At 71.0% G+C, this 15,538-nt stretch carries 14 protein-coding genes; 4 read left to right on the top strand and 10 right to left on the bottom strand.

Features of this window, described 5'->3' with window-relative positions:
• Positions 1-65 precede the first annotated feature (65 nt).
• The gene (locus OG206_RS19730; protein WP_327117876.1) at positions 66-1,409 is read left to right on the top strand and encodes a UDP-glucose dehydrogenase family protein; all 1,344 of its coding nucleotides are present in this window, start codon (positions 66-68) and stop codon (positions 1,407-1,409) included.
• Between the two features lie 63 nt (positions 1,410-1,472).
• Here the strand turns inward: OG206_RS19730 and OG206_RS19725 are convergent, their stop codons facing one another.
• Genes OG206_RS19725 through OG206_RS19715 form a run of 3 tightly spaced genes read right to left on the bottom strand, consistent with a single transcriptional unit; the run spans position 1,473 to position 4,373 of the window.
• A complete protein-coding gene (locus OG206_RS19725; protein ID WP_327117874.1) occupies positions 1,473-2,681 on the bottom strand; it encodes a dipeptidase in 1,209 nt (402 codons plus the stop codon).
• 7 nt (positions 2,682-2,688) lie between these two features.
• Positions 2,689-3,225, bottom strand: coding sequence for a 5-(carboxyamino)imidazole ribonucleotide mutase (purE, locus tag OG206_RS19720; protein ID WP_327117872.1), 537 nt, complete (start codon positions 3,223-3,225; stop codon positions 2,689-2,691).
• Positions 3,222-4,373 carry a 5-(carboxyamino)imidazole ribonucleotide synthase gene (locus OG206_RS19715; protein ID WP_327117870.1) on the bottom strand — a complete coding sequence of 384 codons (1,152 nt, stop codon included), beginning with the start codon at positions 4,371-4,373 and terminating at the stop codon, positions 3,222-3,224. Before OG206_RS19715 ends, purE begins: the two co-directional genes overlap by 4 nt.
• Before the next feature lie 188 nt (positions 4,374-4,561).
• Here OG206_RS19715 and OG206_RS19710 point away from each other — a divergent pair, with 188 nt between their 5' ends.
• Positions 4,562-5,080, top strand: a complete 519-nt coding sequence (locus tag OG206_RS19710; RefSeq protein ID WP_327117868.1) for a GtrA family protein — start codon at positions 4,562-4,564, stop codon at positions 5,078-5,080.
• A gap of 44 nt (positions 5,081-5,124) precedes the next feature.
• Here OG206_RS19710 and OG206_RS19705 read toward each other — a convergent pair whose 3' ends face one another.
• Both OG206_RS19705 and OG206_RS19700 read right to left on the bottom strand, forming a co-directional pair.
• Complete coding sequence (locus OG206_RS19705) at positions 5,125-6,390, bottom strand: ATP-binding protein (protein ID WP_327117866.1); 1,266 nt, start codon at positions 6,388-6,390, stop codon at positions 5,125-5,127.
• Between the two features lie 15 nt (positions 6,391-6,405).
• A complete protein-coding gene (locus OG206_RS19700; protein ID WP_031098784.1) occupies positions 6,406-7,083 on the bottom strand; it encodes a response regulator transcription factor in 678 nt (225 codons plus the stop codon).
• 494 nt (positions 7,084-7,577) lie between these two features.
• Between OG206_RS19700 and OG206_RS19695 the strand changes: the two genes are divergently transcribed.
• Entirely contained in the window at positions 7,578-9,068 is a 1,491-nt protein-coding gene (locus tag OG206_RS19695; protein ID WP_327117859.1) for an oligopeptide:H+ symporter, read from the top strand.
• Between the two features lie 110 nt (positions 9,069-9,178).
• Here OG206_RS19695 and OG206_RS19690 read toward each other — a convergent pair whose 3' ends face one another.
• Both OG206_RS19690 and OG206_RS19685 read right to left on the bottom strand, forming a co-directional pair.
• Positions 9,179-9,673 carry an ATP-binding protein gene (locus OG206_RS19690; protein WP_327117857.1) on the bottom strand — a complete coding sequence of 165 codons (495 nt, stop codon included), beginning with the start codon at positions 9,671-9,673 and terminating at the stop codon, positions 9,179-9,181.
• A 199-nt stretch (positions 9,674-9,872) separates the two neighbouring features.
• A complete protein-coding gene (locus tag OG206_RS19685) occupies positions 9,873-10,241 on the bottom strand; it encodes an STAS domain-containing protein (protein WP_327117855.1) in 369 nt (122 codons plus the stop codon).
• 293 nt (positions 10,242-10,534) lie between these two features.
• On the opposite strand from OG206_RS19685, the gene OG206_RS19680 reads away from it, so the two are divergent.
• Complete coding sequence (locus OG206_RS19680; RefSeq protein ID WP_327117853.1) at positions 10,535-11,521, top strand: RNA polymerase sigma factor SigF; 987 nt, start codon at positions 10,535-10,537, stop codon at positions 11,519-11,521.
• A 135-nt stretch (positions 11,522-11,656) separates the two neighbouring features.
• On the opposite strand, the gene hutI is transcribed toward OG206_RS19680, so the two are convergent.
• The 3 genes from hutI to OG206_RS19665 form a co-directional block, all read right to left on the bottom strand.
• On the bottom strand, positions 11,657-12,838 hold the full coding sequence (hutI, locus tag OG206_RS19675; protein WP_327117851.1) for an imidazolonepropionase: 1,182 nt from the start codon (positions 12,836-12,838) through the stop codon (positions 11,657-11,659).
• Between the two features lie 65 nt (positions 12,839-12,903).
• The gene (locus tag OG206_RS19670) at positions 12,904-14,274 is read right to left on the bottom strand and encodes a formimidoylglutamate deiminase (protein WP_327117849.1); all 1,371 of its coding nucleotides are present in this window, start codon (positions 14,272-14,274) and stop codon (positions 12,904-12,906) included.
• A complete protein-coding gene (locus OG206_RS19665; RefSeq protein ID WP_327122335.1) occupies positions 14,265-15,479 on the bottom strand; it encodes an allantoate amidohydrolase in 1,215 nt (404 codons plus the stop codon). Before OG206_RS19665 ends, OG206_RS19670 begins: the two co-directional genes overlap by 10 nt.
• Between the last annotated feature and the right edge of the window lie 59 nt (positions 15,480-15,538).

Genomic DNA, 15,538 nt, shown 5'->3' with positions numbered 1-15,538 from the left:
ACGGCCCTGCACGGGCCCCGGATATGCTCGGTCCGCACGTCTGTCCGCATCGTTCAGGAGCACCCATGGCCCTCAGGATCACCGTGATCGGCACCGGCTACCTCGGCGCCACCCATGCCGCGGCCATGGCGGAACTGGGCTTCGAAGTCCTCGGGCTCGACGTCGTCCCCGAGAAGATCGAGATGCTCTCGGCGGGCAGGGTGCCGATGTACGAACCGGGGCTCGAGGAGATCCTGCAGAAGCACGTCGCGGGTATCGAGGGCTCGACCGGACGGCTGAGGTTCACCACCTCCTGGGAGGAGATCGGCGCCTTCGGCGATGTCCACTTCGTCTGTGTGAACACCCCGCAGAAGCACGGTGAGTACGCCTGCGACATGAGCTACGTGGACAGCGCCTTCGAATCGCTCGCCCCGCAGCTGACCCGCCCCGCCCTGGTCGTCGGCAAGTCCACCGTGCCGGTGGGCTCCGCCGCCCGGCTGGCGGGACGGCTGGCCGAACTGGCCCCGGTGGGCACCGACGCCGAGCTGGCCTGGAACCCCGAGTTCCTTCGCGAGGGCTTCGCCGTCAAGGACACGCTGCACCCGGACCGGGTCGTCGTCGGTGTGCAGAGCGAGCGGGCCGAGAAGCTGCTGCGCGAGGTGTACGCGGTTCCCGTCGCGGAGGGCTCACCCTTCGTGGTGACGGACTTCCCGACCGCCGAGCTGGTGAAGACCTCGGCCAACTCCTTCCTGGCGACCAAGATCTCGTTCATCAACGCCATGGCAGAGGTCTGCGAGGCCGCCGACGGTGACGTGGTGAAGCTCGCCGAGGCCATCGGCCACGACGAGCGGATCGGGAAGAAGTTCCTGCGGGCCGGCATCGGATTCGGCGGGGGCTGCCTGCCCAAGGACATCCGCGCCTTCATGGCCCGCGCCGGCGAGCTGGGCGCGGACCAGGCGCTGACCTTCCTGCGGGAGGTCGACTCCATCAACATGCGCCGCCGCGGTCACATGGTCGAGCTGGCCCGCGAAGCCGTGGGCGGCGGGTCGTTCCTCGGGACCCGGGTCGCGGTGCTGGGCGCCACGTTCAAGCCGGACTCCGACGACGTACGCGACTCGCCGGCTCTCAACGTCGCCGGGCAGATCCACCTGCAGGGCGGCCAGGTCACCGTCTTCGACCCGAAGGGCATGGACAACGCCCGCCGGCTCTTCCCGACGCTGGGCTACGCCGACACGGCGCTGGACGCGGTGCGCGGCGCGGACGTGGTGCTGCACCTGACGGAGTGGCGCGAGTTCCGGGAGCTGGACGCGGTGGCGCTGGGCGAGGCCGCCGGACGGCGGATCATCCTGGACGGCCGCAACGCGCTGGACCCGTCCGTGTGGCGCGACGCCGGATGGACCTACCGGGCGATGGGACGCCCGAAGGCATGAGACGCGGGAGGGGGCGGCCTGCGCGGCCGCCCCCTCCTCGTCCACCTCGTCGCCGCGTACGGGTCAGTACGAGTGCCTCTGCCCGTCGAGCGCGTCGATCGTCGCGTGGGACGGGCCGACCCGCGCGCCGAGTTCGCCCGCGACCGTTTCCGCGTCGCGCAGCACCCGGACCGCGTTCTGCCAGGTCAGCTTGGCCACGTCCGTGTCCGACCAGCCGCGCGTGAGCAGCTCCGCGATCAGGTGCGGGTAGCCCGACACGTCCTCCAGCTCCAGCGGCAGGAAGGCCGTTCCGTCGTAGTCACCACCGATGCCGACGTGATCGATACCGGCGATCTCGCGCATGTGGTCGAGGTGGTCGGCGATCGTGGCGACGGTGGCCATGGGACGCGGGTTGACCGCTTCGAAGTCCGCGTGGATCCGCATGGCGGCCGGAGTGGTGTCCAGGTGGTGCAGGCCGTGCTCCCGCATGTTGCGGTCGGCGGCGAGGGTCCACTCCACGGCCGCCGGCAGGACGAACTTCGGCACGAAGGTCGCCATGGCCACACCACCGTTGGCCGCGAGCATCCGCAGGACGTCGTCGGGGATGTTCCTCGGGTGGTCGCAGACCGCGCGGGCGGAGGAGTGCGAGAAGATCACCGGCGCCACGGAGGTGGCGAGCGCGTCCCGCATCGTGGTGGCCGCCACGTGAGAGAGGTCGACCAGCATGCCGATGCGGTTCATCTCGCGCACGACCTCGCGGCCGAACTCCGACAGGCCGCCGACGCGCGGGGAGTCCGTCGCCGAGTCCGCCCAGTCGGTGTTGTCGTTGTGCGTGAGCGTCATGTAGCGGACGCCGAGCGTGTGCAGGGCGCGCAGGGTGCCCAGCGAGTTGTTGATGGAGTGGCCGCCCTCGGCACCCATCAGGGAGGCGATGCGGCCCTCGGCACGGGCCTTCTCCATGTCGTCGGCCGTCAGGGCCCGCCGCAGGTCGGCCGGGTAGCGCGCGAGCATCTCCGCGACGACGTCGATCTGCTCCAGCGTGGCACTGACCGCGTCGTCACCGGCCAGGCTCGGCGCGACGTAGACGGACCAGAACTGGGCGCCGACGCCGCCGGCCCGCAGCCGCGGGATGTCGGTGTGCAGGGTGCCGGTCTGGTCGGAGGCGATGTCGCGGGCGTCCAGGTCGTAGCCGACCTGCTCACGCAGGGCCCACGGCAGGTCGTTGTGACCGTCGACCACGGGGTGGTCGGCGAGCAGCAGTCGGGCGCGTTCGAGGGTGCCGGGGATGCTCATGGCCCGCCTACTTCCCGAAACCGAAGGAGTCCGCGCTCTGGGTCTTGGCCCGCAGCCGCTTGCCCTTCTCCGTCGCCTGTTCCTTGAGGTCCTGCTGGAAGTCCTTCATCCGCGCGAGCAGCTCGCCGTCGTGGGCGGCGAGGATGCGGGCGGCGAGCAGGCCCGCGTTGCGCGCACCGCCGACGGAGACCGTGGCGACGGGGACGCCCGCGGGCATCTGGACGATGGACAGCAGGCTGTCCATGCCGTCGAGGTACTTGAGCGGGACCGGCACACCGATCACGGGCAGCGGGGTGACCGAGGCGAGCATGCCGGGGAGGTGGGCCGCTCCGCCCGCCCCCGCGATGATCGCCTTGAGACCGCGGTCCGCCGCCTCCTCGCCGTACGCGATCATCTCGTGCGGCATGCGGTGGGCCGAGACGACGTCGACCTCGTAGGGGATCTGGAACTCGTCGAGGGCCTTGGCGGCCGCTTCCATCACGGGCCAGTCGGAGTCCGAGCCCATGACGATCCCGACGACGGGTCCGGAGGCGGTGGCGCTCATTCGGTGATCGTTCCTCGCAGGTAGTCGGCCGCGTGCCGGGCGCGCTCCCGCACGTCCGCCAGGTCGTCGCCATAGGTGTTGACGTGGCCGACCTTGCGGCCCGGCTTCACGTCCTTGCCGTACATGTGGATCTTGAGCTGCGGGTCGCGGGCCATGCAGTGCAGGTAGGCCTGGTACATGTCCGGGTAGTCGCCGCCGAGGACGTTGCACATGACCGTCCAGGTGGCACGCGGGCGCGGGTCACCGAGCGGGAGGTCGAGGACGGCCCGCACGTGGTTGGCGAACTGCGAGGTGACCGCGCCGTCCTGCGTCCAGTGGCCGGAGTTGTGCGGGCGCATCGCCAGTTCGTTGACGAGGATCCTGGGGGTCCCGTCCTCGTCGCGCGTCTCGAACAGCTCGACCGCGAGGTGACCCACCACGCCCAGCTCGGCGGCGATCCGGAGAGCGAGCTGCTGCGCCTCGCCGGCGAGGCGCTCGTCCAGGTCCGGCGCCGGGGCGATGACGGTGTCGCAGACCCCGTCGACCTGCACGGACTCGACGACGGGGTAGGCGACGGCCTGGCCGTGCGGCGAGCGGACGATGTTGGCCGCCAGCTCCCGGACGAAGTCGACCTTCTCCTCGGCGAGGACAGGGACACCGGCCCGGAAGGGCTCGGCGGCGTCCGCCTCGGAGCGGACCACCCACACGCCCTTGCCGTCGTACCCGCCGCGGACCGTCTTCAGGATGACCGGGAAGCCGCCCACCTCTTCGGCGAACGCGGCGGCGTCGGCCGCGTCCTCGACGATGCGGTGGCGGGGGCAGGGCGCGCCGATCTCCATGAGCTTCGCACGCATCACCCCCTTGTCCTGGGCGTGCACCAGGGCGTCGGGGCCGGGGCGCACGGGGATGCCGTCCGCCTCCAGGGCCCGCAGGTGCTCGGTCGGCACGTGCTCGTGATCGAAGGTGATCACGTCACAGCCGCGCGCGAAGGCGCGCAGCGTCTCCAGGTCGCGGTAGTCGCCGACGACGACCTCGCTCACCACCTGGGCCGCAGAGTCCTGGGGGGTGTCGCTGAGAAGCTTGAACTTGAGGCCGAGGGGGATACCCGCCTCGTGGGTCATACGGGCGAGCTGACCGCCGCCGACCATGCCGACTACAGGGAACGTCACGCCTCCAGGGTATCGGGCGTGCGGGACGTCCCCTCACCCTGACCGGGGGATCCCCGCCCGGACCGTGTTCCACGTGTCTGGCGGGCTGCCTCGGCCGGGCGGGACCACGGGCTCGCGGGCATCACACGGGAGGGCTGGTTAGCATGGCCGGGTTGACGAAACCGACCGGACGGGGCTGAGCCATCACCATGAGCGAACGGGGCGCACTGCGGACCCGGCTTGAGCTGCTGGCCCGGGAGGTCGCCAAGTTCGGCGCGGTCGGCGCACTCGGGCTGGTCGTCAACATCGCCGTGTCCAACCTGATCTGGCGCACCACCGACATCCCCGTGGTGCGCGCCGGGCTGATGGGGACGATCGTCGCCATCCTCTTCAACTACGTGGGCTTCCGCTACTGGACGTACCGGGAGCGGGACAAGACGGGCCGGACCCGGGAACTGATGCTGTTCCTGTTGTTCAGTGCCGTCGGCGCGGTGATCGAGACGGGGCTGCTCTACACGGCGACGTACGGCTTCGGGTGGAACAGCCCGGTCCAGAGCAACGTCTTCAAGATCCTCGGCATCGGGATCGCCACCCTGTTCCGCTTCTGGTCCTACCGCACCTGGGTCTTCAAGGCGCTGCCCGCAGAGGAGGCCGTGCTCGACGCGGACCGGTTTCTGGAGCAGCGGCGGCCCACCGACGAGGTAGCGCCGGGGCCCGTGGCGCACTGAACCGCGCGCCGGTCGTGCGGTCGCGGCCGGGTGCGGCGGTCCGGTCAGCGCACCGGTCGCACGGTTTCCCCGCGGCTCGGCGCGACCCGGCTGAGGAAGAGGGCGAAGACCGGGGGCTGCTGCTGGAGCAGTTCGAGCCGCCCCCCGTCGGCCTCGGCGAGGTCACGGGCCACCGCGAGGCCGATCCCGGTGGAGTTGCGGCCGCTGATGGTGCGTTCGAAGATCCGCGCGCCGAGGTCGGCGGGGACACCGGGACCCTCGTCGGTCACCTCGACGACGACCTGGTTGCCGGCCACCCGTGTGCGCAGGGCGACCGTTCCGCCCCCGTGCATGAGCGAGTTCTCGATCAGCGCGGCGAGCACCTGGGCCACCGCACCGGGGGTGCCGACCGCGGTCAGTCCGTGCTTGCCCGAGCAGACGACGGCTCGGCCCGCGCTCCGGTATGCGGGGCGCCACTCCTCGATCTGCTGCTTGACGACCTCGTCGAGGTCGAAGACGACGGCGGAGCCGGTACGCGGGTCACGCGAGTTGGTCAGCAGCCGCTGCACGACGTCCGTGAGGCGCTCGACCTGGGTGAGCGCGATGTTCGCCTCCTCCTTCACCGTGTCCGGATCGTCGGTGACCGAGATCTCCTCGATCCGCATGGACAGGGCCGTCAGAGGTGTCCGGAGCTGGTGGGACGCGTCCGCGGCGAGGCGCCGCTCCGCCGTCAGCATCCGGGCGATGCGTTCCGCGGAGGAGTCGAGGACGTCGGCGACCCGGTCCAGCTCCGTCACCCCGTACCGCTTGTGCCGGGGGCGCGGGTCGCCCGAACCGAGCCGCTCGGCCGTCTCGGCGAGGTCGATGAGCGGCGAGGTCAGCCGGTTCGCCTGACGTACGGCGAGGAGCACCGCGGAGACGATGGCGAGCAGGGCCACCGCCCCGATGATCAGCAGGGTCCTGCCCACCTCGCGGGTCACGGCGGAGCGGGACTCCTCGACGGTGACCTTCTCGCCCTGCTCCCCCGTCTCGGTACTGCGGATGACGCCGCCGCTGGGCCGCTCGCCGACCTCGATCGGGGAACGGCCCGGGATCTCGACACGGGCGTACCGGCTGGGGTCCACCTGCTCGGACAGCACTCCGGGGGTGATGCGCTCGGCCCCCAGCAGACGGCTCTCGACGACGCTGATCAGCCGGAAGGCCTCGGAATCGACGCTCTCCTGCGCGCTGTTGCTGATGGTGCGGGTCTCGACGATGACGAGGGAGACGCCGAAGACGGCGATCACGACGAGTACCACGGCGAGCGTGGAGTTGATCAGTCGGCGGCGCATGACTGTCTCTGTACGTCAGCTCTTCTCGAACCGGAAGCCGACGCCCCGAACGGTGGCGATATAGCGCGGGTTGGCCGCGTCGTCGCCGAGCTTCTTGCGCAGCCAGGAGATGTGCATGTCGAGGGTCTTGGTCGACGACCACCAGGTGGTGTCCCAGACCTCACGCATCAGCTGGTCACGGGTGACGACCCGGCCGGCGTCCCTGACGAGGACCCGCAACAGGTCGAACTCCTTGGCGGTGAGCTGGAGTTCCTCGTCGCCCATCCATGCGCGGTGGGACTCGACGTCGATCCTGACACCGTGGGTGGCGGGCTGCGGGGCGGGCTCGGTGGCACCGCGGCGCAGCAGGGCACGGACCCTGGCGAGCAGCTCGGCGAGCCGGAAGGGCTTGGTGACGTAGTCGTCGGCCCCCGCGTCCAGGCCGACCACCGTGTCGACCTCGTCGGCCCGGGCGGTCAGCACCAGGATCGGTACGGCGTGACCGTCGGCCCGCAGCCGCCTCGCGACCTCCAGGCCGTCCATGCCGGGCAGCCCCAGGTCGAGGACGACCAGGTCGACGCCTCCCTGGAGTCCGGCGTCGAGTGCGGTCGGACCGTCCTCGCGGACCTCGACCTCGTAACCCTCCCGGCGCAGGGCACGGGCCAGTGGCTCCGAGATGGATGCGTCGTCCTCGGCGAGCAGTACACGGGTCATGCAGTGATGGTAGTCCGCGCGGCACCGCCGAGGTGAAGCACTCAGGAGCCCCTGCGGGTTAGTGCCACGAATCGGTCAGAGACCTTTGAATGTGGGACCTTGGTTCCATCAGAACCTGTGATCCATGTCTCAAGTCCTTTCATATCGCCGCGTGTCATGTCGTATGGTGGCTCGACGCCTGTTGCACCACTGAAGGACCCTTGAGCAGCTTTTCGTGCCAAGAGTGACTTTTGTGTACGGGCCGGTCCCCTCACCGGCCCCCCTCAGTGAATGACCTGTGGGCCGGGCCCGGAGCGCGACGACGCGCGCCGGGCGTGGATCCCGGAGCGGTCTGTCCCCCACGACTCCGCCCCCGAACTCCTCCACGGAGCGGGCGACCGGATCGGATCCCCTCGAGGCGTCAGGGGCGGGGCACGTCCGCGACGGTGCCGGCTACCCCCCACCGGGCGCGCATCGCTTTCGAGGCGGCGCGTCCCGACCAGCAAGGATCGACCATGGCGTCAAGCCTGACGAAGGCCTCGGCCAGTACGACTGGTTCGCAGAAGACCTTCTTCGGCCACCCCCGCGGCCTGGCCACTCTCTTCATGACGGAGATGTGGGAGCGTTTCAGCTACTACGGCATGCGCGCCCTCCTCCCGCTCTACCTGATCGCTCCCAACGGGCTTCACATGAACCCCGCCACGGCCACGGCGATCTACTCGGTCTACCTGTCGCTGGTGTACCTGCTCGCCATGCCCGGCGGCTGGTTCGGTGACCGTGTCTGGGGTCCCCGCAAGACCGTCGCCATCGCCGGCGGCGTCATCATGCTCGGCCACGTGACGCTGGCCCTGCCGACCCAGGGAACGTTCTTCGCCGGGCTCGGCCTGGTGGCGATCGGCTCCGGTCTGCTGAAGTCCAACATCTCCACGATGGTCGGCCACCTCTACGACGGCCCGGACGACCCGCGCCGCGACGGTGGCTTCACGATCTTCTACATGGGCATCAACATGGGTGCCTTCGCCGCACCGCTGATCATCGGCACCGTCGGCGAGGACGTGAACTGGCACCTCGGGTTCGCGCTCGCGGCCGTCGGCATGGGACTCGGCGTCGCCCAGTTCCTGCTCGGCACCCGGCACCTGGACCAGCGCAGCCTGGTCGTGCCCAAGCCGCTGTCCGCCGACGAGCGTGCCTCCACGCTGCGCAAGTCGATGATCTGGCTCGGCGTCGCGGCCGTCTTCTACATCGGCACGGTCGTCACCGGCGTCTACACGCTCAACTGGCTGCTGGTCCCGATCACCGTCGCCGGTCTCGTCATCCCGGTCGTGGTCCTGGCGCGCATCAAGCGCGACAAGGACCTCAGCGACACCGAGCAGAAGAAGATGTCCGGATACATCTGGTTCTTCGTGGCCGCCGCCATCTTCTGGATGATCTACGACCAGGGCGGTTCGACCCTCGCGATCTTCGCCGACTCCTCGGCGGAGAACTCGGTCCTGGGCTGGGGCTTCCCCGTCTCCTGGTACCAGTCGGTCAACCCGGTCCTGATCATGGCTCTGGCCCCGGTCTTCGCCGCCTTCTGGATCGCGCTGAACCGGCGGGGCAAGGAACCCAGCACCATCGTGAAGTTCAGCTCCGGTCTGGTGCTCGTCGGTGCGTCGTTCTTCCTCTTCCTGGCGCCGCTGACCATCGCGGGCGACGGCCACAAGGCCGCCGCGTTGTGGCTCGTCGCGATCTACTTCGTGCAGACGGTCGCGGAGCTGACGCTCTCCCCGGTCGGCCTCTCGGTCACCACGAAGATGGCCCCGGCCAAGTACGCCAGCCAGATGATGGGTATCTGGTTCCTGGCCGTCACCGCGGGTGACTGCACCACGGGCCTGCTGTCCATCGCGGGAGTCGACCTGAACGGCAACGGCATCGTGGCGCTCCAGGCCGCGCTGGCGGTCGTCGCCGGTGTCGCGATCTTCATGTACCGCGGCAAGGTCAAGGCCCTCATGGGCAACGTCCGCTGACACCCCCCGTCCGGACACACGACAGGGCCGCCGCACCGATCGGGTGCGGCGGCCCTGATTCGTCTGCGTGGGACGTCCGTTCGCCCGTGACGCGGGGAGGACGGCCGGGACTACGCGGGTGGTGCGGCGAGCTCCGCCCAGACGGTCTTGCCCGGGGTGTCCGGCGTGCGCGTCACGCCCCAGTCCAGGCACAGCCGCTGCACGATGAACATGCCGTGCCCGCCCGGGCGCCCGGCGCGGTGCGGCGTACGCGGCGCGGGCTGGCCCGCACCGGCGTCGACTACCTCGACCCTGAGCGCTTTGGGCGAGTGGCCGAGGCGGATCTCCTCGGGACCGCCCGCGTGCAGGCAGGCGTTCGTCACGAGCTCGGAGACGACCAGCAGGACGTCCTCGGCGGCGGCACGCCTGTCCGCGCCCGTCGCCGGCAGCCAGCCCCAGTCGTGGAGCGCCTGCCGGGCGAAGTCGCGGGCCGTGGGCACGATGCCGCTGGCGTCCCTCAGCGAGAGCGTGCGCCACTGCCGGTCGGCCGGGGCGGCAGAGGCAGTGCCCGTACCGTCCGGCTCGCGGCCGAGGCCGCCCGGCGGATGCTGCCGGGTGGTGCTCATCAGCGCTTCACCTCACCGATTCACCGTGTTGCCACGAACAGATATTGATCAGATACAGAGTGTGCGGGCTTCTTGACCCCGACGGGGTCTCTCCTGCCCTGCCGAATGGTGACAACACCCACTTCGGCTACGCCAACAGCGTGACTCGGGCGACAGCCGGGGCCACAGAGACCCGGAAGGGACATGAGGGGCGGCCGTCTCAGCTGTTCAGAGCGTCTTCGAGCGAAGCGTGCACGGTGAATACCGCTTCCGCTCCCGTGATCTCGAAGACGCGGGCCACCACGGGCTGCATTCCGGCCAGGTGGACCCCGCCGCCGGCGGCTTCGGCCTTGAGGCGCGCGCCGAGCAGCACGTTCAGTCCCGTGGAATCGCAGAAGTCGAGCCGCGTGCAGTCGACCACGAGGCGCGTGCGACCTTGCTCGATCGCGTTCTCCAGGGGCTCCCTGAGCAGATCGGCGGTGTGGTGATCGAGCTCACCCGCCGGCGTCACGACTTCGCTGCGCCCTTCGCTCCGGACCTCGACATTCAGCCGACCCCGGTTCGCGCTCCCGACCGTCCCGCGGTCCATCGCTGTCCCTCTTCGCCGTCCGTCACTACCCGCGGCACCCTGTGTGCGCGGCTTCATCGTGGCTACCCCCGACGTGCGTGGAACATTACGCGTTTCCCTCGCCACACGGTAGTCGAAGAACTCCACAAACCGGACATACGCGTGCATTTGGAGCTTGTCACTCACGGGTTGGACCGGGTAAGGGTAGAGGGACATCACCACCTGGAAACCCGATCGGCTTCGGAGGCGCCGCTTCACCGCACGAACACGTATGGGCATCGGCAGCCATATGCCGAGAACGATGGAGGAGAAGCATGTCACCCCGGCTCGACGTATCGCGTACCCGCACCGCGACGTCGGCATGTCCTCAGGGACCGACCGATTCCGACTCCGCTGCAGCGGGCGCCGTACCCGGCCCGCGCATCAGCACCACAGACACCGTCCGGACAACGGACGGCCGTGCCACCGAAGACGACCGCCCGGGCGAAGGGCTCGACGACCTCCCCGAGATCCCGCACTACGCCGGGATCGGCGCGGTCGACGCCAGGGCATTGTCCAAGACGCTCTTCGCACGGCTCGAAGCCCTCGAAGAGGGCACGCACGAGCACGCGTACGTCCGCAACACCCTCGTCGAACTCAACCTCGCGCTGGTCAAGTTCGCCGCCGCCCGGTTCCGCTCCCGCAGCGAGCCGATGGAGGACATCGTCCAGGTCGGCACGATCGGCCTGATCAAGGCGATCGACCGCTTCGAGCTCAGCCGGGGCGTGGAGTTCCCGACGTTCGCGATGCCCACCATCGTCGGCGAGATCAAGCGCTTCTTCCGCGACACCAGTTGGTCCGTGCGCGTCCCGCGCCGGCTCCAGGAACTGCGGCTCGACCTCGCCAAGGCCGGCGACGAACTGGCCCAGAAGCTGGACCGCGCGCCCACGGTCGCCGAACTCGCCGAGCGCCTCGGCATCGGCCGGGACGAGGTCGTCGAGGGCATGGCCGCGAGCAACGCGTACACCGCGAGCTCGCTGGACGCCAAGCACGACGACCACGACGACGGCAACGACGGCGCCCTCGCGGACCGCATCGGCTACGAGGACAACGGTCTCGAAGGCATCGTGTACGTCGAGTCCCTCAAGCCGCTCATCGCCTCGCTGCCGTCCCGCGACCGCACGATCCTGTCGCTGCGCTTCGTCGCCAACATGACGCAGTCCGAGATCGGTGAGGAGCTGGGCATCTCCCAGATGCACGTCTCCCGGCTGCTCTCCCGGACGCTCGTCAAGCTCAGGAAGGGCCTGACCCTCGACGAGTGACCGGTGCTCCGATCACTGCGGAACAGCCTTGCGGAAGGACCCGACCCGGTCGACGGGCGGGTCCTTCCGCATGTCCTGCCCGGCGCGCCCGCCCTCGGGGCGTGCCTGCGATCGCGGACCTGCGGGCCCGACCGGTCAGAGGACCCGCCTGCCGCTTCGCCACACCGCGTGGACCAGGGGGACCCCCGGCCGGTAGGCGAGGTGGACATGGCTCGGCGCGTCGAGGAGCACGAGGTCGGCGCGGGCACCCGGCGTGACGCGGCCGACATCGGTGCGGCGCAGCGCGGCCGCGCCTCCGGCGGTGGCGGACCACAGCGCCTCGTCGGGCGTCATCCCCATGTCGCGCACGGCGAGGGCGATGCAGAACGGCATGGACGAGGTGAAGGAGGAGCCCGGGTTGCAGTCCGTGGACAGCGCCACTGTGGCGCCCGCGCCGAGGATGCGGCGGGCGTCCGGCCAGGCGGCACGGGTCGAGAACTCCGCACCGGGCAGCAGGGTGGCGACCGTGTCGCCCTGCCCGAGCGCCTCGAGGTCGGCGTCGGTGAGGTGCGTGCAGTGGTCGGCCGACGCGGCACCGAGTTCGACCGCCAGCCGGACGCCGGGGCCGTGGCCGAGCTGGTTGGCGTGAATCCGGGCCTGCAGTCCCCTGGCCAGGCCCGCGGTGAGGATCGTGCGCGCCTGGTCCTCGTCGAAGGCGCCCCGCTCGCAGAAGACGTCGATCCATCGGGCGTGCGGGGCGCAGGCGTCCAGCATCGGGCCGGTGACCAGGTCCACGTAACCGGCATGGTCGTCGGCGTAGTCGGGGGAGACGATGTGGGCGCCGAGGTAGGTGACCTCGTCGGTGTGCCGGGCGGCGATGCGCAGGGCGCGTGCCTCGTCCTCGACGGTGAGGCCGTAACCGGACTTGGTCTCGAAGGTGGTGGTGCCCTGGCGGAGCGCCTCGGCCAGATAGCGGGCGACGTTGGCGGACAGCTCCTCGTCGGACGCTGCGCGCGTGGCGGCCACGGTGGTGCGGATGCCTCCGGCGGAGTAGGCGCGGCCGGACATACGGGCGTTGAACTCGGCGGTGCGGTCCCCGGCGAAGACCAGGTGGGAGTGCGAGTCGACGAAGCCGGGGATCACGGCCCGGCCGCCGGCGTCGACGGCGTTGTCAGTGGCAGGTGTTCTGCTGGACTCACCGGTCCACACGATGCGGTCGCCCTCGATGACGACGGCCGCGTCCTGGATCAGGCCCAGGGGGGTCCCGTCGCCGAGGGAGGGGTCGTTGGTGACCAGGTTCGCGATGTGGGTGATGGCGGTCGTCGTGCTCGTCGTCATCCGGAGGCAGCTTTCGTCGTGTTCGCCCGGCGGGGCCGCCGGGGGGTCTCGGCCGGGGCGGGTGGTCAGCCGTGCAGGGCCGCGATGGCTGAGGCGAGCGCTCCCGGCACGTCGTCGACCAAGGCGTGCCGGCCGTCCCGGACGATGTGCCGTCCCGCCACCACGGTGTGCCGTACGTCCGCTGCGGAGGCGGCGAATACGGCTGTCTCCGCGGCCAGTCGGGGCACCGGTCCCGCCGTCCTGACGGAGTCCAGCGCCACCGTGCAGAGGTCGGCGTGAGCCCCCGGTTCGAGCGCGCCCGCCTCCGGGCGGCCCAGCGCGGCGTGACCGTCCGCGGACGCCGCCCTGAGCAGGGCGGCCGCCGTCCAGTGGCCGCGCACGTGTGTGCGCAGGCGCTCGTCGAGTTCCATCGCCCTGGCCTCCTCGAACAGGTCGATCACAGCGTGGCTGTCGCTGCCCAGCGAGAGGGGGGAGCCCGCCTTCTGGAGGGCTGCGGCGGGTCCGATGCCGTCGGCGAGGTCGCGTTCGGTGGTGGGGCACATGCACGTGCCCGTCCGCGAGGCGCCGAGCAGCACGATGTCCTCGGCGGTCAGGTGCGTGTTGTGGATGCCTGTGGTCCGCGGGCCGAGGACGCCGTGGTCGGCGAGGAGCCGGGTGGGCGTCCGGCCGTGGGCCGCGAGGCAGGCGTCGTTCTCCGCCGTCTGCTCGGAGAGGTGGACGTGGAGCGGGACGCCCCGGTCCTGGGCCCACTGCGCGACGGTGGCGAGCTGCCCGGCGGGGACCGCGCGTACGGAGTGGATCGCCGCGCCGATCAGCGCGTGCTCGTCGCCCTTGAGGAGGGAGGCCCGCTCGGCCCACGCGTCGGCCGTCGTGTCGGAGAAGCGGAGCTGGTGACGGCTGGGCTTCTCACCGAATCCGGCGGCGAGATAGGCGGTGTCCAGCAGGGTGATGCGGATGCCCGCCTCGGCCGCCGCCGCGATCAGGGCCTCGCCCATCGCGTTCGGGTTGTCGTAGGGCGTGCCCCCCGGGGCGTGGTGCAGGTAGTGGAACTCGCCGACGGCGGTGACGCCGGCCAGCGCCATCTCGGCGTACGTCGCTCGCGCCAGGTCGTAATAGGTGTCGGGGGTCAGCCGGGCCGCGGCCCGGTACATCATCTCGCGCCAGGTCCAGAAGGTGCCGGAGCCCACCTGGACCGTGGAGCGCAGGGCGCGGTGGAAGGCGTGCGAGTGCGTGTTGGCCAGCCCCGGGAGGGTCAGCCCGCGCAGCACGGTGGCACCCCGCGGCGGGGTCGCGATGCCCGTACGCACACCGGCGATGCGCCCGTGGGCGACGTCCAGGAGGACGTCAGGCTCGACGTGGGTGCCGAGCCAGGCGTGCGACAGCCAGTACGTCGCGGTGACCGGTGTGCCCGTCGTCGGTTGCGTCGTCAACTGCACGCGAGGCCCTCCAGTACGTCGGCGAGTGCCCTCACCCCGGCCACGCAGTCGTCCTCCGCGGCGTGCTCGGCGGGCGAGTGCGAGACCCCGGTGGGGTTCCGTACGAACAGCATGGCGGTCGGCACGGAGGCGGACAAAATACCCGCGTCGTGTCCCGCGCCGGTTCCCAGGACGGGCACGGCGCGGCCCGGGCCCTCCGGGTCACGCGTCCCGAGGATCCGGCCGATCTCGTCGCGCAGCACGTGCTGGAACTCCACGACCGGGGTGAACGACTCGCGTACGACGTCGAGATCGATACCGGCCCGCTCGGCGTGCTCCCTCGCGGCCCGCTCGACGCCGGCGACCACGGCGTCGAGGGTCGCCTGGTCGGCGGCCCGCGAATCGAGCCAGCCCCGCACGAGGGACGGGATCGCGTTGACCCCGTTGGGCTCGACGGCGACCTTGCCGAAGGTCGCGAGACCACCGGCGAGTTCCGCCTCGCGCCGTGCCGCCAGGACGGTCTCGGCGTAGGTGAGCATCGGGTCGCGCCGGTCGGCGAGCCGCGTGGTGCCCGCGTGGTTGGCCTCGCCCCGGAAGTCGAACCGCCAACGGCCGTGCGGCCAGATGGCCGAGGCGACGCCGACCGGGTCCCCGCTCAGGTCGAGGGCGCGGCCCTGCTCCACGTGGAGCTCGACGAAAGCGCCGATGCGGGCGAGGCGTTCCGGATCGGCTCCGATGGCGTCGGGGTCGTATCCGGCGGCCTCCATGGCCTGCGGGAGGAGGACGCCGTCACCGTCGCGAAGCCGGTGCGCGTCCTCGCGGGTCAGCTGCCCTGCGGCGAGCCGGGACCCGACACAGGCGAGCCCGAAGCGGGCCCCCTCCTCGTCACCGAAGTTGGTCACGGCGAGGGGCCTGGTGAACTCCGCTCCCCTGCGGCGGAGTTCATCCAGGGCCGCGAACGCGGACACCACGCCGAGCGGCCCGTCGAAGGCACCGCCGTCGGGCACGGAGTCCAGGTGGGACCCGGTGACGACGGCATCCCCGGCGAGCGGATCGCCGAGCCATGCCCACTGGTTGCCGTTGCGGTCGGTCTCGTGGACCAGCCCGCGCGACTCCGCCTGGGCGCGGAACCATGCCCGGCATTCCAGGTCGGCGCCGGTCCAGGCGTAGCGCCGGTAGCCGCCGCTCCCGGGGTCCCGCCCGAGGGGCGCGAGGCCGCGCCACATCGCCTGGAACGACTCGGGCTCGCCGTCCCGGGGCCGCGCATCCGCCCCCGGGCCGTTCG

The sequence above is a fragment of the Streptomyces sp. NBC_01341 genome (assembly GCF_035946055.1).
Taxonomy (GTDB): Bacteria; Actinomycetota; Actinomycetes; order Streptomycetales; family Streptomycetaceae; genus Streptomyces.
Note: the sequence above shows the minus strand (reverse complement) of the source record. Positions and strands in the feature narration are given on the sequence as shown.